A 23586-nucleotide genomic window follows, 5' to 3' on the forward strand; every position below is an offset into this window, starting at 1 on the left:
CCACACGTTTTTTTGCTTGTCAAGTTTTTTTATCATTTTTTTATGATTTTTTTGACTTTGAACAAGTTTCTCTCTTGCCGACATTTAATACTATAGCACCTGAAAAGTTCTTTGTCAAATATTTTTTTAAATTTTTCTCTTTCTTTTATTCTTTGATATTTACTTTCAATTTTCCTTCTATTGTATGTATATAATAGGTGCATTTTTTTGTATTATCTTATGGCTTTTTTGTTTTCCTGGGTATAGGTATATTAGGAGGAGATTATGAATTCTGAACAATTAAAAAGAATGCAAAATGATAAGGGTTTTGTAGCTGCCCTTGACCAGAGTGGTGGGTCTACACCTAAGGCTCTTAAGCTTTATGGTGTGAATGAAGATGCCTATAAGAATGACGAGGAGATGTTTGGCCTGGTCCATGAGATGAGAAAGAGGATCATCACTAACCCTGCCTTTAATAGGGATAGGATTCTTGGTGCGATTTTGTTTAAGGTTACTATGAATTCTAAGATTGGCGATAAATACACTGCCGATTATCTTTGGGAAGATAAGGGTGTTGTTCCTATTGTTAAAGTTGACGAGGGTTTGGCTGAGGAATTAAACGGGGTCCGTCTTATGAAGCCTATGGCCCATCTTGACGAGCTATTGGAAAATGCTAGACAAAGGCATATCTTCGGTACTAAGATGCGTTCTGTTATATATGAATATAACGAGGAGGGCATCAAGGATGTGGTTGACCAACAATTTGATTATGCCATGAGGATTTTCGGGGCTGGTTTTGTCCCAATTATCGAACCTGAAGTTGATATCCACGCCCAAGATAAGGCAAAAATTGAGGAAATCCTTAATATTTACATGGTTGAGGCCCTCAAGGATATACCTGATGATTATAGGTTTATCTTTAAGCTTACCCTTCCAGAAGAAGCCAACCACTATGACGACCTCTTGGATTATCCGCAAACTGTAAGGGTTGTAGCCCTTTCTGGCGGATATTCAAGGGATGAGGCCAACGAGAAATTAAAGGCTAACAAAAATGTCATTGCATCTTTCTCAAGGGCCCTTGCCCAAGGTCTAAATGTGAATGACACCCAGGAGGAATTTACCGACAAGCTAGATAAGTCTATTGAGGCAATTTACCAGGCTAGTATCTAAGATACATTTTCGCTTTTACCTATAAATTTTAAAGCGAATCTGCTGAAAATTTCGAATTTCTAGAACAAATTAAAATCAGAATTTTATAAAAGATTTCTAATTTAGCAAAAAATAAACTCCTAGCTGAGTCTTTATCAGCTAGGAGTTTTGTTTTTCTTAATCTTCTTCAGGCTCGTAGTTTACAATAGAAACCATCTTGCCTTCCTTATTTTTTATTTTTCTGATTTTTTTATCAAAATCTAATCTTTTCATCCAAATAATTTTATCACATCCCAAGCACCTTAATTTGATGTCTGCCCCTAGCCTTTCGATTTGCCAGAGGTTTTCTCCGCAAGGATGGCCTTTTTTGAGGGTGATTATGTCATTTAACTTGTATTTTTTCATTTCCTATCTCCACTTTTTTCGCCCTGATTTCTCTTTTTTCCATCTCTTCCTTAATTAGGACACGCGCCGCCCTTTGGTAGGCCCATTGGTAGCCGTCCTTGGTGGTTGCAATCATCTTTACGATGTAGACAATCGGCTCAAAAGACGAAATTTCAAAGAATTCAAAACCTTCGACTACCTTGCCCTTAAAGTCAGGATCATTCTTGAGTTTGCTTGCCACGATTTGAACAATTTCCTTGGCTTCCTCAAGGCTTACCTCATAAGGAAGGGAGAAAGTAACCTGGGCTAGGGCCTTGCCCCTGTTAAAGTTTTGAACGTTGGCGATTTTTGAATTTGGAATAATGTGTAGGGAACCGTTGAAATCCCTGATGAGGGTGGTCCTTAGGTTTAATTGTTCAACTGTACCCTCGCAACCTGCTGCTATTACCCAATCTCCGACCCTAATCCTATCGTCAACCACGATAAAAATGCCCATTATGAAGTCTTGGATTATGGTTTGGGAACCAAAGGCGATGGCAATACCACCTATACCAGCTGTTGCGATTAGGGAAGATGTGTTGATTCCAACAGAATCGAGGATGATATTTATTACTATAAAAATAATGGCAAACTTGATTATCGAATACAAAAGCTTGCTTATTGTCTCAATCTTGGCTGGATTTGCCATTCTGGAAGACTGGTTTTTGTGTAAAAACTTATCCAAGGCCTTTCTGGCAATCCTTATTAGGATAAAGCCAGCTAATATGGCAAGGCCAATGGTTATGAGTCTTGAAATCAAGACATTTTTCATAAGGCTTTTTACCATCTGGTTTTTTTCAAGGTTTTCAAATACTTGGCTTTCTAAGTTTTCCATTTATTCTCCAATCTTTTCTATAATCTTTGCGGCAAGATTTTCGTGAAAGTCGTCTCCTAAATGCACTCCATCTAGGTAGTGGCCGGGAATTGCCTCGGCATCTATATAGTCTTTTCCCAAGGTCTTAATTTTTTCCTTAAGGCTTGTGATTTTCCTATTTATCTCTCCATAAACCGGGTAAAATTCGTTCTCTTCGACGAAGGGTGGGCTTATGAGTAGGATTTTCCTTGCCTGACCTAGGTCTACTATACTTTTTAGGTTTTTAAAAACCAAATCAACTGAAAGTCCGAGCATAAAATCGTTAGTTCCCCCAAAAATTATCAAAAGATCTGCTGGATCTGTAGTCATGGTGTAGCCCTCATATCTTTCCAGCATTTCCTTAGTAGTGGACCCATTTCTGCCAAGATTTACAACATCAAAACCCGCCTTAGCAAGAAAGCGGGTGTATGAGTTGTTTTCGACGAGAAAACCTTCTGTGAAGGAATCTCCCAAACATATTATTTTCATTATTTTACCTTTTTTAGGGCAAGGGCTGTCCTACAAGGAATATAAATTTTGATTCCGTCGTAGTCTGTGCCCGGAAGTTTTTCTGTATCGTAGACAACGCCGTGGCTAATCCTTTCAAAGCCACCAAACCTTGTCTCGTCTGTATCCATAACTACCTTAAATTCTCCAATGTCGTGGATTGGAAGGTGGAAGGACTCATAGGAATTTGTTGGGTGGAAGTTGAAAAGATAAACTATGTCCTTATTTCTAAAGGCAATAATTTTCCTGTCGTTATCTAGCCAGAGCCTGTAGGTATCGTTGCCTAGTTGGTTATTTTCTTTGACAAAATTTATCATTGCCTCGTCAAAGTCTGCCAAGAACTTATATTTGAGATAATCTGCATCTCTTAGGGACCATTGGCGGCGGGCATAGTGGTAAGAATAACCATTGCCCTCCCTTGGAAAATCAATCCATTCAGGGTGGCCAAATTCATTGCCCATAAAGTTTAGGTAGGCATCAGCTCCCATAGATAGGGTTATCCACCTAATCATCTTGTGGAGGGCTATGGCACGATCTATCTCAAAGTTGTGGATATCTATGGCCATAGAATCATACATCTCAGCATCAGCAAGCTGGAAGATTGTAGTTTTTGAACCAACTAGGGCCTGGTCGTGGCTTTCTACATAGCCAATTCTCTTTTCGCTTGGCCTGTGGGTTGTAAGTTCATACCACATATTAGAAAGGTCCCAATCGTGGTCGTCCCTCTTTAGGGTTCTCTCCCAGAAATCTGGCATACCCATGGCAAGCCTGTAATCAAAGCCGATTCCGCCTTGACTAACAGGTAGGCACATGCCAGGCATACCTGACATATCCTCTGCTATGGTGATAGCATCCGGTTTAACTTCTCTGATGAGCTCGTTTGCCATTTGCAGATAATTTAAGGCATCTATGTCTGTATTCATAGAAAAGTATTTTGCGTAAGAGTCGAAGACTTCTCCACGGCCGTGGTCCTTGTAGATCATGGATGTGACCCCATCGAACCTGAATCCGTCAAAGTGGAATTCTTCAAGCCAATATTTCACATTTGATAAGAGGAAGTGGACAACTCCGCCCTTGTGGTAGTCAAAAAGTTTGGAATCCCAATCTGGGTGGTTACCTTCATTTCCTGCGTGGAAAAATTGGTAGTCTGTACCGTCAAATTCATTGATACCTTCGGCTATATTTTTAACTGAATGAGAATGGACTAGGTCCATTATTACATTAAGGCCCATTTCGTGGGCTTTATTTATCAAACTTTTAAGGTCTTTGGTCTCCCCGTACCAAGAAGATGGGGCAAAAAAGTTTGCCACTTGGTAACCAAAAGATCCATAGTAAGGGTGTTCAGCTATAGCCATGAGCTGGACAGTGTTGTAGCCGCCTTTTTTAATCCTTGGAAGGACGTGTTTTTCAAATTCCTTGTAGGATGAAACCTTGCCTTCTTCACCTGCCATGCCTATGTGGGCTTCGTAGATTAAAAGGTCTTTGTTTTGGATTTTGAAATCTTGGTCGGTCCACTCAAAGTCCTTGCGTGAATTTTCCAATATTGCTGCATAGTCAAAGTCTTCATTCCTTTCTACCCTTCTAGCATAGATTGGAATTCTCTCCATAATCCTTCCACCCGCGTCAACTAGGACTTTTAGGCGGGACTTGTGAGGGATGGTCCTAATGCCTTTTACAAAGATTTCCCAGTCCCCTCCGTTAATCTTTGTTAGAGGATGTGAATGCTTATCCCAATTGTTAAAGTCTCCTATAAGATAGAGCCCGTCTGCATTTGGAGCCCATTCCCTATAAATCCAGCCTCCCTCAACCTTGTGGAAACCGTAGTAATTGTGAGCGTTGGCAAATTCTTTAAGTGATTTACCACCAGCTAAAAAAATCTTTTTTTGCTCTTCTAGCCTATCCATCCTTAGATTTATGTCGTTTTCATAGTCACTTAAGTAAGGGTCTATATCTAGTATTTCCCATCTTGCCATTGCCGCCTCCTGACTTTTAGTCTTCTTTCTTGCTTTCTATAACTTTTTGAGTAATTTCTTTTGGAACTTCTTCATATCTTACAAAGTCCATTGAGAATGTTCCCCTAGCTGATGTTTGGCTTCTAAGGTCGATGGCGTAGGTTAGGACTTCAGAAAGTGGAGCTTCCGCCTTGATGACTTGGCTACCGTCCGCTTGTGGTTCCATACCTAAAATCCTACCACGTCTTTTGTTCATATCGCCCATAACATCGCCCATGTTTGCGTCTGGAACGTTGATTTCTAGACTCATAACAGGTTCTAGAAGGATTGGGTCTGCTTCTTCAATACCCTTCTTGAAGGCAATTCTTGCTGCTGTTTTGAAGGCTTGTTCGTTTGAGTCAACTGGGTGGTAAGAACCATCGTAAAGTGTTGCCTTAATACCTGTAACCTTGTAGCCTGCTAGTGGGCCTTCTGCTAGGGATTCTTCAAGACCTTTTTCTACTGCTGGGAAATAATTCTTTGGCACAGCGCCGCCGAATACTTCTTCATCAAAGACAAAGTCTTCTTCGCTTGGTTCAAACCTGATAAATACGTCACCGTATTGGCCTGCACCACCGGATTGCTTTTTATGCCTACCTTGGACATCTGACTTGCCCTTGATTGTTTCTCTGTAAGGAATTTTATATTCAATAATTTCTGTATTTACAGAATAGTTGTCTTTTAATTTATCCATCAAAACTTCAAGCTGAACATTGCCAAGGCCTGATAATACCTGTTGGCTGGTTTCTCTGTTCATCTCGTTTGCAAAGGTTGGATCTTCTTCGTTTAGTTTTTGTAAAGCTTCTGAAATCTTATCCTCGTCCGCACGGCTAACTGCCTTGATTGCATAGAATAAAACTGGTTTTGGATACTTAATCTGTTTGTATTCGATTTTGTTTTCCTTAGAGCAAAGTGTATCGCCAGTTTGAGTCTTATCAAGCTTAGCAAAGGCACCTATATCGCCCGCAACAACCTTGTCTGTCTTGATTTGTTCATTGCCCCTGAGGAAGAATAGTGAAGATATTTTTTCTTCAGATTCCTTAGTTGCATTGTAAAGTTTATCGTCTTTGGAAATGGAACCGCTCACTACCTTGAAGATTGAAATCTTACCAAGGAATGGGTCTGCAAGAGTTTTGAAAACTACAGCTGAGAATGGTGCATCTTCCTTGGTTTCGAAAGCTTCGTAACCTTCTTTAACCCTAAAACCTATATTTGCAGATTCGTCATCTATAGATGGCATATATTTGCAAATCACATCTAGAAGTGAAGTTAGACCAATCATCTTTTCTGTAGAACCAGCGATTAGTGGAACAACCTTACCTTGAAGGATGGCTTTAGATAGACCTTCTCTGATTTCTTCTTCAGAGAATTCTTCGCCTTCAAAGAATTTTTCCATTAATTCGTCATCAGATTCGGCAACGGCTTCTATAACTTGGTTATAAACTTCTTCAACTTCTGCCACTCTGATTTCTGGAATTTCTAATTCTTTCTTTTCGTTATTTTCATAAGAATAGGCTTTTTTATCCATAACGTCGATTATGCCTTCGAAGTTTTCACCTTCGCCAAGCATAAGAGTTAGAGGGATGATTTTTTTGCCAAATTCGATGTGAAGGTCAGAAACAACCTTGTTAAAGTGAGCGTTTTCCTTATCTAGTTTATTAACGAAGATAACAGATGGGAGGTTAATCTTTTGGGTATATTTCCAATATTTTTCTGTACCAACTTCGATTCCCTTTTCACCGTCTATTACAAAAAGTGCACTTTCTGCAGCCCTTAGAGCCTGGAGTGCTTCGCCTTCAAAGTCAAAAAATCCTGGAGAATCTATGAAATTTAGTTTAAAATCGTTATACTCTATTGGAATTATTGATGTTTGAAGAGAAATTTGTCTTTTCTTCTCTTGTTTTTCGTAGTCAGAAACTGTATTGCCATTTTCTATCCTACCTTTTTTATCTATAACTCCGGTCTTGAATAAAAGGGCTTCAGTAAGTGATGTTTTACCTGCACCCGAATGCCCTACTAAGGCTAAATTCCTGAGCTTAGATGTCTTATAATTTTTCATAATATATCTCCTTCTGGACCTAAATCTATTGTTAATTATTTGTCCATTTTTATATTTATAATAATATTATATAGTATTTCTCATAAAATTTCTACCCCTACAAGAAAATGTTTTCACTTGTTGGGAAAATAAAACTCCCTGAAACAGGAGTTTATTTTTTGAACTTCCTTTTCAAATAATCCCACACAGTCAAAGACCTTCTTAATTTGTCATCTGGAAGATATTTGTTAAGGGCCCTTAGGATAGCCTTGTTGTCAGGGCTATTAAAGATAAAGTCCCCGTTTTGTTTGGTGTGGATAGCAAATCGGGTAATCTTTTTCTTAAAAATTACCGATGCAGTTACCATTTTAATTTCTGTGTACGGAATTTGAATAAAATCTCTGACATTTCTTTCGTTGTAATATTCTAGGGCCTTATTACCTACTAGGAGGTCACCGTGACTGGTGAAACCTCCCAAGTAATTTGCCTTAGTTTGGTAGTCGATCTTGGTGTTTTGACTTTCTACCATATTACATAATGTGGAAATATTTCGCAACTATACCTATAGCAAAAAGAGCAAGGATAATTGTGATTGGTGATACGTTTTTCTTTAAGAGCTTACAAATACCAAGGGTTAGTAGTAATGGTACAAGGCCTGGTATTAGTGAGTCTAAGTTTTGTTGCAGGGTTGTTACCTTAACTGGGTCAAGGGCTGTAGGTCCTATGGCTGCAAATTGTTTAAGAGCTGCTTGGATACCTTCTGCACCTGCTGGTAGGGCTGCCCAATCAATGTAAGATCCTGGCTGTTGGGTTACTTTTGCAACATCGATTGCAAAGTTGATTGATACCCATCTTTGAACTAGGGCGCCGATTATGAACATACCAAGGATGGATGCCATAAGGGTAATCCTACCTAAAAGTCCGCCTGAAAGGTCTTTTGTGATTTGGTTTCCTGCCTTGTAGCCCATTTCTTGGGTCTTCCACTCAAAGATCATCCTGATTGCATTCCATGCAATGAAGAAAATAAGTGGACCAACAATTGAACCTGTAAGGGCCATAGATGCACCAAGGGCACCTAGGATTGGTCTAAGGGTAAACCAGAATACTGGATCCCCTACACCTGCTAGAGGTCCCATCATACCAACCTTCACACCTTGGATAGCTGCATCGTCAATTGGTGTGCCGTTGGCTCTTTCCTCTTCCATAGCGAGGGTCACACCCATAACTGGGCTTGAAACGTAAGGGTGGGTATTATAGAACTCTAAGTGTCTCTTAAGAGCTTCTACTTGGTCTTCTTTTGCTGGATATAATTCTTTGATAGCTGGGATCATAGAAAATGCCCAACCACCGTTTTGCATTCTTTCGTAGTTCCAAGAACCTTGAAGGAATTGGTGACGCCACCAAACTTTTTTACGGGTCGCATCTGAAAGAACTATTTTTTTGTTATTAACTGTATCTGTCATAGGTCCTCCTTAATAATCATTGATTATATCGCCAAGTGGGTCACCAGAACCGGCATTTCCGCCTGGATTAGATGTAGCAAGGGTCTTTAAGGTCATATAAACCATCGCAAGAATAACGCCTATAGCACCGAGCGCGATTAGGGTTAGGTTTGGAATAGCTGCGAGTACAAAACCAAGGGCAAAGAATGGCCAGGTCTCTTTTGTACTCATCATGTTGATTACCATAGCATAACCTACTGCTGCTACCATGCCGCCGCCAACTGCCATACCGCCTGTTAGCCATTCTGGCATCTTGTTTAGGGTTTCTGTAACAACTGCTGGTGGGATGAAGCAAAGAGCAAGGGCAGGAACAAGGATACGAACACCTTGCATAGCTACTGCAAGCCATGATAGGCCTTCAATCTTGCCAAAGTTAGCATCTTCTGCTGCAGCATCCATACCGTGAACTATCGGAATAGCTAAGGTCCTAGCAAACATTGTTAGGAAAAGTCCTGCTACTGATAGTGGGATTGCAAGGGTGATAGATGTGTTAATAGCATCTGTCGCATTAGCATCTCCACCTTCTAGGGCAAGAACCATGATAATAGCTGAAGCTACTGAAGCTAAAGCCGCATCTGGGGCTACTGCCGCACCTACGTTTGCCCAACCAAGGGCAATCATTTGAAGTGATCCGCCGAGTATGATACCTTCCTTAAGATGGCCTGTCACAAGACCTATTAGGGTACAAGCAACAACTGGTTGGTGGAATTGGAATTGGTCCAAAATACCTTCACAACCTGCAAGGAAAGCTACTAGGCCGATTAAAATTATATTAATAAAATTCATAATCTCTCCTATATATTTAATTCAGATTTCGCTTTTTGAAGAAGGCTATCTAGGTTTTCAGCCTTGTCAGCTGGCACCTTTCTAACATCAAACTTGATGCCCTTAGCCTTTAATTTCTCAAGGGTTTCCACATCGTCAGTACCCATAGCAAGGGCGTTTGTTACAACAACCTTACCCTTAGAGTGGGCCATAGAACCGAGGTTTATTTCAGAAAGTTCTCCACCGCCTTCAACGTATTCAAGAACATCTTGTGGGGTTTCAAATAAAAGCATAGCCTTGGTTAAACCAAAACGTGGGTCCTTGTCGATTTGATTCATCTTCGCAATTGGAATAACGTGAACCTTAACTCCTGGAGGAGCAGCCTCCATAATCATTGATTTTCTAAGCTCATCGTGGGCAACCTTGTCGGAAACAACAATAATCCTGTCAGGGCCAACTGTCTTTGTCCAAGTAGTTGCAACTTGGCCGTGGAGGAGTCTTGTGTCAATCCTGGCAAGACCGATTTTAATCTTGCCATCGCCAAGAACTGTGCCTTCTGGGATAGTTCCCCCAACAACCTTTTTCTCAACTTCACTATCTACTGCCCCATCAGCTGCCGCCTTTTTCTCTGCTGGGTTAATTTCTTCAGGTTTTCCCTTAATGCCGTCCTTGGCACTGTTTATAATAACCTTAGCAATCTCGTGAGAAGAATCCACTGTGAATCTTTCAGATAAAGCCTCGATTACCATAGGAAGGTTTAGACCTGAGACAATAGCCCAATTTTCTTCATGACCGTCAAAAACAGCTGAAGATTGGTTAAAAGGTGTGCCGCCCCAAAGGTCACATAAAAATAGGATTTGTTCAGAATCGACTTTTTTAATAGCCGCCTCTAGGTTTGCCCTAAATTCATCTGGACCCATGGAAGGCTTGAGAACAACTGCTTCAAACTTATCTTGCTCGCCAAAAATCATTTGAGCAGACTCCTTGATCCCCTCTGCAAAAGCCCCATGGCTTGCAAGGATGATTCCTACCATAACATCTCTCCTTTCTTTTTTTCCTGGAAAATCTCCAGATTTTTCTTTTGCGTTCCCGGAATGCCTGCGTTTTTTTTTGCATTCCGTGGTCTTTGTGATTTGTCTTTTTTATACAATATAAAATTATTTTTAAAATCCAAGATTTTGTATTTTTTTGTTTTTAAAATATAATATTATCTTTTTTCGATTTAAACTTCTTTTCGCTTCTTTTCTTATTTAATAATTACAATAATTTTTTCTTTGAAGCTTTGTTTTGAGTTTTAAACGAGTTTTTTCTTGGATTATCCTTTCAATTTTATCTTGCTTTTCCAACAAATCAGCACTTTTATTATATCACATTAGCACAAAAAACAGAAAACTTTTTTGTGATTTTTTTCACCAAGCCTTGTCATGTCTTTGTTTTCCATTATTTTTTGTACTTGGTTTTGTTTTTCTTAATTTTCCCTGTCTGCTGGGTAGAAGATTCCCGCTTCTATCCTAGCTTGGTTTAAGGTTTCGGATGTGATTAAAGTAATTTCTTTTAGTTTTTCTACCCTGGCCATGTCCCTGGTTCTTAAGATTTTTTCAAATTCTACAAATTCGTAGTAGAGTCTTGATTTATCTTGGTTTTCGTTGATTTCTTCGTAGTCTCCGCCAGTTTTTTTGATTCTGTATGAGCCGAAGTTGTTTATTGCATCTGGGATTTCTATTGTGCCTTCTTCGCCTTGGATGGTATTTATTAGGCTGGCAGAGCTATCTTTAGCCCCTATACAAACGACCTTAAAGTCCTCGTAGTCTAGGAGGCATATTCCAGAGGTGTCGATTGATTTTTCAATGTTTGGGAAGTATCTCACGTCCTTTTGCCTGCCAAATAGGTTGATAACGTAGTCGATATTGTAGACATTTAAGTCCATAAGAGCACCGCCTGCATTTTCTAGTGAAAAGGCTGGGGCTATATCCCCTTTTTTGAAACGGTCATATCTTGAAGAATATTGGGAATAGTTAAAAGATACGATTTTAATTTTCCCAAGTTTTAAAATTTCCTCTTTGACCCTCAAAGCATTTGGAATGAAGCGGTTACTCATGGCTTCAAGGACTATTCTTCCCTTACTTTCCGCTTTTTTGAAAATCCTAAGGGCCTGGTTGATATTGGCTGTAAAAGGCTTTTCGCAGATGATATCCTTTCCAGCGTCTAGGGCCTTGTCCATAACCTCGTAGTGGAGGTTGTTTGGTAGTGCCACATAAACCACTTCCACATCTGGATTTGCCAAAAGTTCCTCATAATCTGTGTAATAATCGCTTATCTCATATTTTTTAGACAAGTCTCTTAGCTTATCCTCACTCCTAGGAGTGGCGGCAATGGCAACTGGGGCAATGCCTTCTATTTCATTTATGAAAGTCAATACTTCCTGGGCGATCATCCCCGCCCCAATTATTCCTAATTTCATAAAACTTCCTTTCTTATATCTATAATATTCTTACCCAATTTTTCCATTTCTAAATATTTCGTATGAAACTCATTGTAATTTTGTATAAAAGTAGTATATTGGAAAATATAGGAGAAAGTAAATGCAAAACGAAAAAATTCTAATTTTTAATATACAAAAATTTTCCCTTCACGATGGGCCAGGTATTAGAACTTCAATCTTTCTTAAGGGTTGTCCCTTAAGGTGTAAGTGGTGTTCTAATCCAGAAAGCCAAAATCCCTATGTGAATATATTCTTAAAAGACGCAAACAGAACAAAAATTGATGTAAAAAAAGATGACCTAAATTTTGACCAAGACGGATACATAATCGAGGATGATATATTTTTTGACCTCTTAAAGGCCAATGGCATTGAGGATAATAGCGTGAAATACGATCAGGTCGGCCGCCCTATGGACCTTGATAAATTGGTAGAAATCGCCATGGAAGATAAGGTCTTTTACGATTCTTCGAAAGGTGGCGTGACCATTTCCGGTGGCGAGCCCCTTATGCAGGCCACTTTACTTGTAGAATTAGTAAAAAAGCTTAAGGCCCAGGGTCTTCATACAGCCATCGAAACCACTCTTTTTACAAATCCAGAAAATGTCTCCAAACTTTACCCTTATCTGGACCTTTTCATAGCCGATTGTAAAAATTGGAATGAAGAAGTCCACCAAATAAAAACCGGGGTCCTAAATAGGATTATCCTAGAAAACCTAAGGGAAGTGGTCAAAAACGCAAAGGACTACCTAATAAGGATACCAGTAATACCTGATTTTAATTATTCAAAAGAAGATGCCTATGAATTTGCCAAACTCTTTAATGATATAGGGATAGAAAAGGTCCAACTCCTTCCCTTCCACCAATTTGGCAAGGGCAAGTATGAAAATTACGGGATAAAATACGATTACAACGATAAAAAAGCCTTAGTTGACGACGACCTTACCGATATGGTGAAAATCCTTGAAGAATCTGGCATCAAGGCTTGGGTATAAACTAATAAAAACCACCCACTTCATTTTATTACTTGAAGTGGGTGGTCTTTTTATTTCTTATTTTTATCCTTAAGCGTATCAAGGATACTAGGTATTTTTCTTATTTTTTCTTTGCCTAGGTAGGTCTGTAAGAGGAGTAGGATTTTTTTATTGCTTGAACTATTAAATTCAAAATCTCCATTGCTTCTAGTGCAAATTTTAAATCTCAAAATCTTTTTGCCAAACAAGAGCCTTACCCCAACTAGGGAAATTTCTGAATATGGTATTTGTATATAATCTCTTGGATTTTTCTCGTTATAATATTCAAATGCCTTATCCCCGATGTAAATATCCCCTCGGCTAGTGAAATTTTTTAGATAATTTCCCTTTGCAGTCAAATCCACCTTGTCATTTTTACTTGATATCATCTACATTATATGGAAAACTCTTGCTAGTATTCCTACAACAAATAGGGCTAATATAATAGCTATAGGAGATATATTCTTCTTTAGAAGTTTGCATATACCTAAAGTTAATAGCAAGGCAGATAAACCTGGGATTAAGGAATCTAGGTTTTGTTGAAGGGTTGTCACCTTAGCAGAGTCTAAGGCTGTTGGTCCAATCTCTAAAGCTTTGGATATTGCCATTTTAATTCCTTCAGCTCCTGCTGGTAGGGTTGCCCAATCTATATAGGTTCCTGGCTGTTGTGTAACTGATGATACATTTATTGTAAAGTTAATTGATACCCATCTTTGAACTAGGGCTCCGATTATGAACATACCAAGGATGGATGCCATAAGAGTTACCCTACCTAAAAGTCCACCAGATAGGTCTTTTATTATTTCATTTCCTGTCCTATAACCAAATTCTTGGCTCTTCCATTCAAATATCAATCTCATAGCATTCCAGATTAGGAAAAATATTAATGGACCTACAATATTACCTGTTAGAGCTAATGAGGCTCCAAGAGCTCCAAGTATAGGTCTTATTGTAAACCAGAATACTGGGTCACCTACACCTGCAAGTGGTCCCATAAGACCGATTTTAACACCATTTATTGCCCCATCATCAATATCCGCTCCGTTCGCCCTTTCCTCTTCCATGGCGAGGGTAACTCCCATTACAGAATTTGAAACATAAGGGTGGGTATTGTAAAACTCTAAGTGTCTTTTAAGGGCTTGACTCTGATCTTCTTTGTTAGTATAAATTTCTTCTAAGGCAGGAGAAATCGAATAGGCCCAGCCACCATTTTGCATTCTCTCATAGTTCATAACCCCTTGCAAAAATTGGTGACGCCACCAAACTTTTTTCCTTACTTCCTTACTAATAACTACCTTGTTTTCATTGTTATTTATATTTTCTGTCATATTAACCCCTCGAAATCATCTAAAATATCACCTAATGCATCACCCGAACCTGAAACAGCAGCCTTATTGCTTGTAGCAAGCTGTTTTAATGTCATATAAATAACAGCAAGCATTGAACCTAAGGCTCCCAAACCAATCAAAGTTAGTTGTGGCAAAGCAGCTAATACAAAACCAATAATGAAGAAAGGCCATGTTTCCTTACTGCTCATTATGTTTATAACCATGGCATAACCAACAGAAGCAACCATACCACCACCAACAGCCATACCTCCTGTTAACCAGGCAGGCATAGCGTTAAGAGCATCTGTAACTACCTTAGCTGGGATAAAGCAAAGGATAATGGCAGGAATCATAATCCTGATACCTTGTAAGAATAAAGCAGTGTAGGTAAGCCTGTCTATCTTTCTAAAATCTGCAACTTCAGCAGCTGCATCCATGCCGTGGATGATAATTATAGACAAGGTCCTAACTATCATAGACAAGAACAAACCTGCAATGGAAAGTGGAATAGCCAATGTTATGGCTGTGTTTATTGCTGTTTCTGCATCGGCACTGCCACCTTTTAGTGCCAAGACCATAATGATAGATGATGCAACTGAGGCAAGACCAGCATCAGGCGCCACTGCAGCACCAATATTAGCCCAACCAAGAGCTATCAGCTGTAAAGAACCACCAAGAATTATTCCCTCTTTTGCATGACCTGTGAAAATACCAATGAGGGTACAAGCTACCAAGGGTTGGTGAAATTGAAACTCGTCAACTATACCGCCACAACCCGCTAAAAATGCCACAACGGCGATTAATACAATATTAATAATACTCATATTTTACTCCTAAGAAATTTTCAATTCTCTTTTAGCTTTTTCAATCATCCTATCAAAAGATTCAGGGCTGTCAGCTGGAACTTTTCTAATATCAAATTCAACACCCATATCCTTAATCTTTTCAAGTGTTTCTACATCATCCTTGTCAAGGGCTATAGCATTTGTTGCAACAACCTTACCCTTAGAATGAGCCATAGAACCAAGGTTGACCTTATCTAGCCTTCCACCTAATTCCATAAACTTCAAAACAGATTGAGGCTCTTCAAACAACAATAGGGCCTTAGTTGAACCAAATCTTGGATCATCTTGAACCTGAATCATTTTCTTGAGAGGTATGACATGTGCCTTGACCCCTGGAGGTGCAGCTTCCTTAATCATTCTGCTTCTTAGTTCATCCTTGCAAACCTTATCACAAACAACTATAATTCTGTCTGGATTTACAAACTTAGTCCAATTTGTAGCAACTTGCCCATGAAGCAATCTTGTATCAACCCTAGCCAAAACAATATCTATCCTGCCATCTCCCAAAACAGTACCTGTTGGTATTTGGCAACCGACAGTATTTTCCTCAAGTTCCTTAAGCAAGGCAGCCTTATCTGGTGGATTAACAAATTCAGGTACACCCTTAGCTCCTTCCCTAGCAGTATTAATTATTATCTTGGCTAGGTCGTGGGCAGATTCTGATGTCATCCTCTCAGATAGGGCTTGGATAAGCATAGGTAAATTCACACCTGCAACCACAGCTATCCTATCCTTATCTTCCTCATAGAGGGTCATGCATTGGTTAAAAGGTGTTCCTCCCCAAAGGTCTGCTAAAAATAAAATATCACCACTTCCGACCTTTTCCATGGCTTTTTTTAGATTATTCCTATATTCTTCTGGGCCCATTGAGGGTTTTAACATTACAGTCTCTAAATTCTCTTGACTGCCAAAAATCATCTCAGATGATTCTTTTATACCTTTAGCAAAGTCACCATGACTAGCTAAAATAATTCCTATCATTCTTCCTCCTTTTCAATTAGTATAATTTTCAAAATTTGCATCAAAAAAATCTCTTAAATTTAAATAATCAAATTATTTATATGTCATGTCTTTCGTTAAAAAGCACCTGTTAATTATATATTTCTAAGAGCAGTCATCTAAGAAATCGTTCTTAAAAGACAAATAAGTACCAGGTCTTAAAATTATGATTATTATTAAAAAACGGGTAAATATAATTTATAAAGACCAATATTATTAGATACGATATTAAAAAACAATAAGATTGTAGTTAGAAAAATAAACTAACTTTAATCACCATAATTAGTTTTAATACCCTATGGTTCTAGAATCATTAAGTAAAACATTTCCGGAAATTATAGTTTTCTAGGTTGACTCCTTATTACCATACTCTATACGAAACTAATTTCAATTTTAAACGAAAGTTTTTTTATTTTGTTCGGTTGTTTTTTTCTTATCTTCGTAAATTTGTGTAAAATTTTGAAAAAAATACTATAATATTAAATACTATAATGTTAATAGTAGGTAAAATACTATATAAGATATAGACTTAAGCTTTAAATTAATAAGGAGAATGTATGAATAAAAGTCAAAGGCAGGCTAAGCTTGTCGAAGAAATTAATAAAAGAAAAAAAGTCTCTGTAAATGACCTTTCTGACATCTTTGAGGTGTCTGCAGTTACTATAAGGAAGGATTTGACTGAGCTTGATGAGGCTGGCCTTATAGTTAGGACCCATAATTATGCAGAGTTGGCTGATGATGATTCAATTTCTAGAAAATTATCTTTTCACTTTATGGAGAAGACGCAAATAGCTGATAAGGCTTGTGAGCTTGTGGCGGATAACGAAACTGTTATGATTGAGTCTGGGTCTTGTTGTGCGATTTTCGCAAAAAAACTCGCTGAGACTAAGAAAAATATTACTATAATAACAAATTCTGTATTCATTGCTGATTATATAAGTGAAACTGGGGCTCAGATTATTCTCCTAGGTGGTATCTACCAAACTAAAAGCCAGGTTTTGGTGGGACCTGTCCTTGCTGAGTCGATTAAACATTACAAGGTTGATAAGCTTTTTATAGGTGCAGATGGTTATTCCTGCGAATGGGGTTTTTCAAATAAGGATCCTTTCAGGGGTGAGGCTGTTAGGCACATGGCCTCTAGGGCTAAAGATGTCATCGTACTTACAGAAAGCCACAAATTTAATGTTGAAGGCAACCTAGGTCTCGGAGTTGCCGTCAATAAGGTGGTGACTGATAAAAATATCAAGAAAAAAACTAGGGATCACTTGAAAGATTCTGGCATCAAACTAATCCTATCATAAAAAATCGCCCAACTTGGGGCGATTTTTTCTTTATAGGATATTTGAAAAAGTTTGGCCTTCTTCTAAAATACTTTCAAAGTCTTCCTCGAAGGTCTTGATTGCAAAATCAACATTTTTATCATTTACCAGACCTTTAAAGACATCTGGGCTTAAAGTTAAGGCACCTGCTCCTCTTTCCACAAGGTCTAGAACCTGGTTGGAATTCTTAAAGGATGCGGCCAGAATTTGTGCTTCAAAGTCGTTGGCTTCTAGGATGTTTTGGATCTTTCTTGTCACACCAAGACCGTCATAACCCAAATTATCAATCCTGTTTACATAAGGAGCAAGGTATTTGGCCCCTGCCTTGGCTGCTAGAAATGCTTGGAGTGGAGAATAAATGCCTGTGGCTGTTATCTTTATCCCTTCCTTGGCGAGTTCTTCCATGGCCTTGAAGCCTTCTCCAGAAGATGGAACTTTGATATAAGTATTTTCCCCAAGTAAGGCTACAAGTTTTCTTGCTTGGTCCATCATTTCTTCTTTTTTTGATGCCACAACTTGGCAATGAAGGTCCATGTCTGGGCCGATTAGTTCTCTAATTTTAACAAGTCTATCTTTAGGATTTTCCCCTGCCTTGGCGAGGATAGTAGGGTTTGTTGTAACCCCGTCAATTGGGAATAAGGCTATCAGTTCCTTGATAGAATCTAGGTCTGCGTGGTCGATTAGTAGTTTCATAATTTTTTCTACCTCCCTCATCCGATATGAGTTATCATTTGTAAATAAGTTTCTTTGTCTTTATTTTATTCTTTTTTTATTAAATTTCAGCTTATTTTTACCTAGGCTCTTTGCTTATAAAACTTTTGCCAAGTCCTAGGTCGAACTTTCTTAGTAGGGCTTTACTTATCTTTAAAGACTTTGTTCAGTCCTTGCTATTATATCATCCTGAGTATCTTTTGATAAGACGTTGAAGAAGGCTGAATATCCTGCTACCCTTACAATTAGGTTTTTGTGTTTTTCTGGATGGATTTGAGCGTCTATCAGAGTTGCCCTATCTACTACGTTATATTGGATGTGGTAACCTTCAAGACCGTCGAAGAAGGCTCTAGTTAGGCTTATTAATTTGTCCTTGTTGCCTGGCTTATCTAACATTGTTGGAGTTACTTTTTGGTTTAATAAAACTCCACCTGTGATGTCCCTGGTTGGGAGTTTGGCTACAGATTTTAGGACTGCTGTTGGGCCATTTAAGTCTGATCCATGGCTTGGTGAACATCCTTCTGCTAGGGCTTCGCCTTTTTTCCTGCCGTCTGGAGTTGCGAGCGTTCCTGCTCCTTGTGGGACGTTAGCTGAAATTGAAGATGTGCCTGCATAGTAGCAACCACCGATTGGACCCCTCCCGTATCTGGTGTTTTTAGCCTTTTTGATTTCATCTATATAAGAATTGTAGGCCCTTGTTCCAAGCAAGTCAACGTAATCATTATCATTGCCGTATTTTGGAGCTGCCTTTAATAATTCTCTAATTTCTTCACCCCTTGGACTTTGGAAGTTATCCATGAGAGCGCCCCAGAGTTCTTCCTTGCCTACTGTTTTGTCTTCAAAAACAGTTTTCTTGATGGCTGCTAGTGAGTCGGCTGTATTTGCAATTCCTACCTGAAGGCCTGAAATAAAGTCATAAACTGCTCCACCTTCCTTCATAGTAAGTCCTCTTTCTATACAATCGTCTGTTAATACGCTTGCCAAGATGTCGGCTGTGTTTTCTTCTTGGATTGTATCGCAAACGGAGTCTATTACTACTGTTTGCCTAGCCATTTCCCTAACGGTCTTATCCCAAGATTCCATAAAGTCTTCAAAATTATCCAAATCTTTAAATTCTTTGACATTTTCTATTAATAAAGTGCCTGTAGCTGGGTCCTTGCCGCCATTCATGGCTATTAGGATTCCCTTGGTAAAGTTTAAGAAGCTCATACCGGTACATCTATAGCCCCACTTGCCTGGAACAGCTGTTTCTACACAACCTACCGCACAGTAATTATAGGCGTCTTCTTCTTTTACACCCTTTTCTATAAAAGATGGGATGATTACCTCATCCGAGTTAAAGGCTGGCATACCAAAGCCACATCTGATTACTTCTAGACATTCCTTCATGAAGTCGTCTGGTAGATTTTTGTGATACCTAACTGTGAGGTTTGGTTGAGGTAGGTGGCATTGGGCGATGGTTTTAAGGATTAGCCAAGATGTCTTGTTTGTAGCATCTTTTTTATCCTTGGTCTGGCCGCCTATTGTAACGTTTTGGTAAAGTGGGCTTCCTGCAGAAAATACTGTATGACCCCAAGGTCTTACCTTATTTATAGAATATGTTTTTAGCCAAAGGTTTACTAGGACTTCGCTTGCCTCATCCTCTGTAATCCTACCACAAGCTAGGTCTTGCCTTAGGAAAGGATCAAGGTATTGGTCAACCCTGCCATAAGAAACTGAGTGGCCATTAGATTCAATTTGTAAGATAAGGTGGCCTAACCAAATAGCTTGAACTGCTTCTTTGAAGGTCTTAGCTGGTTCGTAAGGAACCCTTCTTAGCATCTGGCCAATTTCAAGTAGTTCCTCTTTTCTTTTGGCATCTGTGGTTTCTCTTGCCTTTTCTTCCGCAAGGACTGCATACCTGAGGGCAAAGTCCCTAACTGCGTCAATTACTATGATACAAGCCTTGTAGAAGTAGGTTTTTTTGATATTTTTGTAGTCTGAAAGGTCAAGATTTCTTAATTTTTCCTCTGCCCTTTTCTTATAGTCTTTTAGGCCAACCCTTAACATGTTGGTGTAGTCAGCCGCAAAATGGCCGTCGCCACTGGTTACCTTGCCTAAAAATGAAATTATTCCAAGGTCCGCATATTTTTGTGCCTGGTCAGGCATATATGGCTTACCCTTATCGTAAATGGTATTATTTTCCCAATAAGGATAGATATCCCTTAATTTTTCCTTATTTTCTTCGGTAATTGTAAAGACGTCTCCGTCACGTTTTTCAAGGTCGTCTAGCTCGTCAATTACCCATCTCATTGCATATTCTGGGAAAATTGGCGCAGCCCTATTTGAAGAAGCTTGGTTACCTGCAATTAAGCCGCAATCTTCGATATAGATTGACATGTTTTCCAAAATATCCTTAAGCATCAAGGCTCTTTTGATGTGAAGAGGTTTGTTTTGGTTTTCCTTATAAGATTTTGTTACAATTTCCGCTCTTTCTACACAAATTTCTGGGGTCTTGTCTAAAAGCTCGTCCCTTAATTCTTGCATCCTTGGAGTTAAAGCTCCAAAATAATTACTTCCGTATGTTGACTGAGTCATATTTTTCCCTTTCTATTTTTGTTTTCTATATTATCTTTCGTTCGAAACTAATTCTTATTTCTAATGCAATCTTACTTCGATTTTTATTCTTTGTCAAATATTATTTTAAGTAATTCCAAGAATGGTATAGTCCTAATAAGAACAATATTAGCAAAGGATGACTTATGAATAAAAATTACGAATTAATTAAAAGTGAAAATTTCCCTGCTATTGGAATCGAGGCTTTCCATTACAGACATATAAAAACCGGGGCCAAGCTTGTTTTTGCCAAAAAAGACGACACCAACAAGACCTTTGCCATTGGCTTTAAGACCCCGCCAACAAATTCTAAGGGCATGGCCCACATCATGGAGCATTCTGTCCTTAACGGGTCAAAAAAATATCCAACCAAGGACCCTTTCATGGCTATGGATTCTTCGTCTTTACAGACTTTTTTGAACGCCATGACCTATCCAGACAAGACAGTTTTTCCTGTTTCAAGTGAAAATGACAAGGACTTTAGAAACCTAGTTGACGTCTACACTGACGCAGTTTTTGCACCCCTTGTTGTTGATAAAAAGCAAATTCTTGACCAGGAAGGTTGGCATTATGATATAGATGGTGATCAGGTTGTAGGAGTTTCTGGTGTAGTTTATAACGAGATGAAAGGTGCCCTTTCAGACCCAGAATCCATCATAGATAATGATATAAATTCCTATCTCTATAAAAATTCCCCATACCAATACGAATCTGGTGGCGACCCTCGTTTTATAAAGGATTTGACCTTTGAAGAATTTCAAAAATTCTACGCTGACCACTACCACCCATCAAACGCCTACATTTATTTTTATGGAAATATAGACGACATCGACCCTTATTTGACAAGGCTTGACGAGGAATATTTGTCAAAATATGAGGCAAAGTCTATGGACCTAGGCATAGAAGTCAAGGAAAATTTCTATGATAAAGAGGTCGAGTCCACCTATCCAGCAAGTGAGGAAAAGCCAGGCCAAGACTATTTGACCTACGCCATGCTGACCCACTCTGCCCTTGATATAAAGGAAACTCTGACAGCAACCATCCTTGTAAATGCCCTTTTCAATATGGATTCTTCAAAAATTAGAAATGAAATTCAGGAAATCTTATCTCCAGAATATTTCTACGCAAGAAATGCCTACGGCAATAGGTCAGGCCTTATAATCCAGGCCCAAAAAACTGACGCAGGAAAGGCCAATGACTTTGTGGAAATAATTGAAAAAGGCCTAAAAAAGGCAAGCCAGGGAATTAACAAGGAAGCCCTCAAATCTGCCTTTTCCCTCTTTGACTTTGGCCAAAGAGAGAGCCTAAATTCAGTAAATTCCGGCCTAAATTACTACCTATCCATGTCCTTTGACGCCGATCCTTTCGAGGTCTTTAGGCTGGTTGACTACCTCAAAGACCTAAGGGCCCTAATCGACACTTCCTATTACGAGGACTTTATCAAGAAATTTTACCTGGACAATCCTACTAAGCTTGTCCATATTGCAAGGCCTTCGGTAGATTATAATAAAAATGAAGAGGAAGATTTCCAAAGATACCTAGATAAGGTCAACGAGGAAATGAGTCCGGAAAAATTAAGTAAAATCAAAGAAGACTTGGAAAAACTCAAGGCCTACCAGGACCGAGAAGATACCGAGGAAGAAAAGGCGACAATTCCAAAACTCGACATTAAAGACGTACCTACAAAGACCAGAGAGGTCCCAAGAGAGGTTGAAAACGACACATTTGAATACGTCTATAACGACCTATCCACAGCCGGCCTTATCTACACAGATATGTATTTTAACCTAAACCACCTAAATCTTGAGGACTTCAAATATGCCCAAATTATCGGTGAACTTCTGGGTTCAATCGACACCAAAACTATGAAATATACAGAAATTGACGACCTCATCTGGCAAAAACTTGGGCCCCTTAATTTCTCAATCATGAATTTCAAAAAAGGTGCAGACGAGATTGACAGGACCTTTAAGGTTTCTTTTAAGACCCTCCCTGCCTACACAAGGGAAGCTTGCCAAATCGTAAAAGATTTCACAGAAAATTCCCTTTTTGCAAACCAGGCGAGGATCCTTGAACTTTTAAAGATTAGAAAGGCAGTTTTTGAGTCAAAAATGTACGACATTGGCCATATGATAGCCATAAACAGGGCCAACGCTCACATCGACAAGCACGCCTACCTCCAGGAAAACCTGTCAGGCATAGCCTATTACGACTTTATTAAGGAAAATATCGCCTTGGCGGAAAATGACTTTGCCAAAGTCCAAGAAAGGCTAGAAAGTGTTTATAAGAGGATTTTCACAAAAGACCTTTCTATAAATATCACAAGCGAAAAAGACGGGTATGACCTTATGAAAGCCGGAATAAATGAAGCTTTTGCAGACCTTGGCGGGAGAGAAGCTGACCTAGAAATAGAATTTGTGGCCAAGGCCAAAAAAGAAGCCATAATGGCCGATGCAAATGTCAACTACGTCGCAAAATCAGCCAATTTCTACGATTTTGAAGGTGGCTACGACGGCAAATTCCTTCTTGCAGGATCAATCATGTCAAACCCATACCTCTACTCCCTAATCAGGGCCCAAGGCGGTGCCTACGGTGCAGGCATGTTTGTTTCAAGGTCTATGCTTCTTGCGACCTATTCCTACAGGGACCCAAATATTTCTTCAACTATTGACTCTTTCAACAAGATTGGTCAAATAGCCAAAGACCTTGAAATGACCGAAAGGGACTTTGAAAACCAAAAAATTTCCTCTATGGGTACCATTTTGAGGCCTAGAAATCCAAAACAAATGGGCGATGCTGACTACGCCTACTTTAGGATTCCTTCTTCCAAAAAAGAAGACGACATCCTGGCTGAAATCAAGACCGCAAGTCTTGATGATATCAAGGCTTTAAGCGAATCTTTTGACAAGGCCATGGACCTTGATAACCTGGTTGTGTTTGGGGCAAGGTCCGATATTGAAAAGAATAAGGACCTCTTTGACGAAATTAAGGACCTAAAATAAGGAATCTTTGACCAAAATTTTAAGATAATTAATTTTTGTCTTAAGAATTTTAAAAATATTTATCCTATAGTATAATATCAGCAAGAGGA

At 39.0% G+C, this 23586-nt stretch carries 20 protein-coding genes; 4 read left to right on the forward strand and 16 right to left on the reverse strand.

Annotated features, from left to right (window positions below):
* Positions 1-264 precede the first annotated feature (264 nt).
* Complete coding sequence (locus tag J2Z38_RS08265) at positions 265-1149, forward strand: fructose bisphosphate aldolase (protein ID WP_209774707.1); 885 nt, start codon at positions 265-267, stop codon at positions 1147-1149.
* 156 nt (positions 1150-1305) lie between these two features.
* On the opposite strand, the gene J2Z38_RS08270 is transcribed toward J2Z38_RS08265, so the two are convergent.
* The 10 genes from J2Z38_RS08270 to J2Z38_RS08315 all read right to left on the reverse strand — a co-directional run bounded on the left by J2Z38_RS08270 (position 1306) and on the right by J2Z38_RS08315 (position 11668).
* Entirely contained in the window at positions 1306-1533 is a 228-nt protein-coding gene (locus J2Z38_RS08270) for a DUF951 domain-containing protein (RefSeq protein WP_209774708.1), read from the reverse strand.
* Positions 1511-2386, reverse strand: coding sequence for a mechanosensitive ion channel family protein (locus tag J2Z38_RS08275; protein ID WP_209774710.1), 876 nt, complete (start codon positions 2384-2386; stop codon positions 1511-1513). The genes J2Z38_RS08270 and J2Z38_RS08275 overlap by 23 nt, the downstream gene beginning before the upstream one ends.
* On the reverse strand, positions 2387-2893 hold the full coding sequence (locus J2Z38_RS08280; RefSeq protein WP_209774712.1) for an SGNH/GDSL hydrolase family protein: 507 nt from the start codon (positions 2891-2893) through the stop codon (positions 2387-2389).
* Positions 2893-4884, reverse strand: a complete 1992-nt coding sequence (locus J2Z38_RS08285) for an alpha-amylase family glycosyl hydrolase (RefSeq protein WP_209774713.1) — start codon at positions 4882-4884, stop codon at positions 2893-2895. The genes J2Z38_RS08280 and J2Z38_RS08285 overlap by 1 nt, the downstream gene beginning before the upstream one ends.
* 16 nt (positions 4885-4900) lie before the next feature.
* Positions 4901-6961 carry an elongation factor G gene (gene fusA, locus J2Z38_RS08290; RefSeq protein WP_209774715.1) on the reverse strand — a complete coding sequence of 687 codons (2061 nt, stop codon included), beginning with the start codon at positions 6959-6961 and terminating at the stop codon, positions 4901-4903.
* A 151-nt stretch (positions 6962-7112) separates the two neighbouring features.
* Positions 7113-7469 carry a DUF956 family protein gene (locus J2Z38_RS08295; RefSeq protein ID WP_209774717.1) on the reverse strand — a complete coding sequence of 119 codons (357 nt, stop codon included), beginning with the start codon at positions 7467-7469 and terminating at the stop codon, positions 7113-7115.
* 1 nt (position 7470) lies between these two features.
* The gene (locus J2Z38_RS08300; protein ID WP_209774718.1) at positions 7471-8403 is read right to left on the reverse strand and encodes a PTS system mannose/fructose/sorbose family transporter subunit IID; all 933 of its coding nucleotides are present in this window, start codon (positions 8401-8403) and stop codon (positions 7471-7473) included.
* A 9-nt stretch (positions 8404-8412) separates the two neighbouring features.
* Positions 8413-9228 carry a PTS mannose/fructose/sorbose transporter subunit IIC gene (locus J2Z38_RS08305; RefSeq protein WP_209774720.1) on the reverse strand — a complete coding sequence of 272 codons (816 nt, stop codon included), beginning with the start codon at positions 9226-9228 and terminating at the stop codon, positions 8413-8415.
* A gap of 8 nt (positions 9229-9236) precedes the next feature.
* Complete coding sequence (locus J2Z38_RS08310) at positions 9237-10241, reverse strand: PTS sugar transporter subunit IIB (RefSeq protein WP_209774721.1); 1005 nt, start codon at positions 10239-10241, stop codon at positions 9237-9239.
* A 434-nt stretch (positions 10242-10675) separates the two neighbouring features.
* Positions 10676-11668 carry a Gfo/Idh/MocA family protein gene (locus tag J2Z38_RS08315; protein ID WP_209774723.1) on the reverse strand — a complete coding sequence of 331 codons (993 nt, stop codon included), beginning with the start codon at positions 11666-11668 and terminating at the stop codon, positions 10676-10678.
* Positions 11669-11789: 121 nt separating this feature from the next.
* Between J2Z38_RS08315 and J2Z38_RS08320 the strand changes: the two genes are divergently transcribed.
* On the forward strand, positions 11790-12680 hold the full coding sequence (locus tag J2Z38_RS08320) for a glycyl-radical enzyme activating protein (RefSeq protein ID WP_209774725.1): 891 nt from the start codon (positions 11790-11792) through the stop codon (positions 12678-12680).
* A 50-nt stretch (positions 12681-12730) separates the two neighbouring features.
* Here J2Z38_RS08320 and J2Z38_RS08325 read toward each other — a convergent pair whose 3' ends face one another.
* Genes J2Z38_RS08325 through J2Z38_RS08340 form a run of 4 tightly spaced genes read right to left on the reverse strand, consistent with a single transcriptional unit; the run spans position 12731 to position 15852 of the window.
* Positions 12731-13087, reverse strand: coding sequence for a DUF956 family protein (locus J2Z38_RS08325; protein ID WP_209774726.1), 357 nt, complete (start codon positions 13085-13087; stop codon positions 12731-12733).
* Positions 13088-14026: a PTS system mannose/fructose/sorbose family transporter subunit IID gene (locus J2Z38_RS08330; RefSeq protein ID WP_209774728.1), complete on the reverse strand. Its 939-nt coding sequence runs from the start codon at positions 14024-14026 to the stop codon at positions 13088-13090. It lies immediately after the preceding gene.
* Complete coding sequence (locus J2Z38_RS08335; RefSeq protein ID WP_209774730.1) at positions 14023-14850, reverse strand: PTS mannose/fructose/sorbose transporter subunit IIC; 828 nt, start codon at positions 14848-14850, stop codon at positions 14023-14025. Before J2Z38_RS08335 ends, J2Z38_RS08330 begins: the two co-directional genes overlap by 4 nt.
* A 9-nt stretch (positions 14851-14859) precedes the next feature.
* Positions 14860-15852, reverse strand: a complete 993-nt coding sequence (locus J2Z38_RS08340; RefSeq protein ID WP_209774731.1) for a PTS sugar transporter subunit IIB — start codon at positions 15850-15852, stop codon at positions 14860-14862.
* A gap of 575 nt (positions 15853-16427) precedes the next feature.
* Between J2Z38_RS08340 and J2Z38_RS08345 the strand changes: the two genes are divergently transcribed.
* Positions 16428-17171 carry a DeoR/GlpR family DNA-binding transcription regulator gene (locus J2Z38_RS08345; protein WP_209774733.1) on the forward strand — a complete coding sequence of 248 codons (744 nt, stop codon included), beginning with the start codon at positions 16428-16430 and terminating at the stop codon, positions 17169-17171.
* Between the two features lie 30 nt (positions 17172-17201).
* Here the strand turns inward: J2Z38_RS08345 and J2Z38_RS08350 are convergent, their stop codons facing one another.
* On the reverse strand, positions 17202-17882 hold the full coding sequence (locus J2Z38_RS08350) for a transaldolase family protein (protein ID WP_209774735.1): 681 nt from the start codon (positions 17880-17882) through the stop codon (positions 17202-17204).
* Between the two features lie 171 nt (positions 17883-18053).
* Complete coding sequence (locus tag J2Z38_RS08355) at positions 18054-20477, reverse strand: glycyl radical protein (protein WP_209774737.1); 2424 nt, start codon at positions 20475-20477, stop codon at positions 18054-18056.
* Between the two features lie 164 nt (positions 20478-20641).
* On the opposite strand from J2Z38_RS08355, the gene J2Z38_RS08360 reads away from it, so the two are divergent.
* Positions 20642-23497, forward strand: coding sequence for an insulinase family protein (locus J2Z38_RS08360; RefSeq protein WP_209774739.1), 2856 nt, complete (start codon positions 20642-20644; stop codon positions 23495-23497).
* Positions 23498-23586: the final 89 nt, after the last annotated feature.

The sequence above is a fragment of the Anaerococcus degeneri genome (assembly GCF_017874475.1).
Classification (GTDB): domain Bacteria; phylum Bacillota; class Clostridia; order Tissierellales; family Peptoniphilaceae; genus Anaerococcus; species Anaerococcus degeneri.

What these genes read in the sequence shown, in the direction of transcription:
- J2Z38_RS08275 (WP_209774710.1), bottom strand. Translation starts at nt 2,386, where the DNA reads ATGGAAAACTTAGAAAGCCAAGTATTTGAAAACCTTGAAAAAAACCAG.
- J2Z38_RS08345 (WP_209774733.1), top strand. Translation starts at nt 16,428, where the DNA reads ATGAATAAAAGTCAAAGGCAGGCTAAGCTTGTCGAAGAAATTAATAAA.
- J2Z38_RS08330 (WP_209774728.1), bottom strand. Translation starts at nt 14,026, where the DNA reads ATGACAGAAAATATAAATAACAATGAAAACAAGGTAGTTATTAGTAAG.
- J2Z38_RS08280 (WP_209774712.1), bottom strand. Translation starts at nt 2,893, where the DNA reads ATGAAAATAATATGTTTGGGAGATTCCTTCACAGAAGGTTTTCTCGTC.
- J2Z38_RS08320 (WP_209774725.1), top strand. Translation starts at nt 11,790, where the DNA reads ATGCAAAACGAAAAAATTCTAATTTTTAATATACAAAAATTTTCCCTT.
- J2Z38_RS08360 (WP_209774739.1), top strand. Translation starts at nt 20,642, where the DNA reads ATGAATAAAAATTACGAATTAATTAAAAGTGAAAATTTCCCTGCTATT.
- J2Z38_RS08350 (WP_209774735.1), bottom strand. Translation starts at nt 17,882, where the DNA reads ATGAAACTACTAATCGACCACGCAGACCTAGATTCTATCAAGGAACTG.
- J2Z38_RS08285 (WP_209774713.1), bottom strand. Translation starts at nt 4,884, where the DNA reads ATGGCAAGATGGGAAATACTAGATATAGACCCTTACTTAAGTGACTAT.
- J2Z38_RS08265 (WP_209774707.1), top strand. Translation starts at nt 265, where the DNA reads ATGAATTCTGAACAATTAAAAAGAATGCAAAATGATAAGGGTTTTGTA.
- J2Z38_RS08310 (WP_209774721.1), bottom strand. Translation starts at nt 10,241, where the DNA reads ATGGTAGGAATCATCCTTGCAAGCCATGGGGCTTTTGCAGAGGGGATC.
- J2Z38_RS08335 (WP_209774730.1), bottom strand. Translation starts at nt 14,850, where the DNA reads ATGAGTATTATTAATATTGTATTAATCGCCGTTGTGGCATTTTTAGCG.
- J2Z38_RS08355 (WP_209774737.1), bottom strand. Translation starts at nt 20,477, where the DNA reads ATGACTCAGTCAACATACGGAAGTAATTATTTTGGAGCTTTAACTCCA.
- J2Z38_RS08300 (WP_209774718.1), bottom strand. Translation starts at nt 8,403, where the DNA reads ATGACAGATACAGTTAATAACAAAAAAATAGTTCTTTCAGATGCGACC.
- fusA (WP_209774715.1), bottom strand. Translation starts at nt 6,961, where the DNA reads ATGAAAAATTATAAGACATCTAAGCTCAGGAATTTAGCCTTAGTAGGG.
- J2Z38_RS08340 (WP_209774731.1), bottom strand. Translation starts at nt 15,852, where the DNA reads ATGATAGGAATTATTTTAGCTAGTCATGGTGACTTTGCTAAAGGTATA.
- J2Z38_RS08295 (WP_209774717.1), bottom strand. Translation starts at nt 7,469, where the DNA reads ATGGTAGAAAGTCAAAACACCAAGATCGACTACCAAACTAAGGCAAAT.
- J2Z38_RS08305 (WP_209774720.1), bottom strand. Translation starts at nt 9,228, where the DNA reads ATGAATTTTATTAATATAATTTTAATCGGCCTAGTAGCTTTCCTTGCA.
- J2Z38_RS08325 (WP_209774726.1), bottom strand. Translation starts at nt 13,087, where the DNA reads ATGATATCAAGTAAAAATGACAAGGTGGATTTGACTGCAAAGGGAAAT.
- J2Z38_RS08270 (WP_209774708.1), bottom strand. Translation starts at nt 1,533, where the DNA reads ATGAAAAAATACAAGTTAAATGACATAATCACCCTCAAAAAAGGCCAT.
- J2Z38_RS08315 (WP_209774723.1), bottom strand. Translation starts at nt 11,668, where the DNA reads ATGAAATTAGGAATAATTGGGGCGGGGATGATCGCCCAGGAAGTATTG.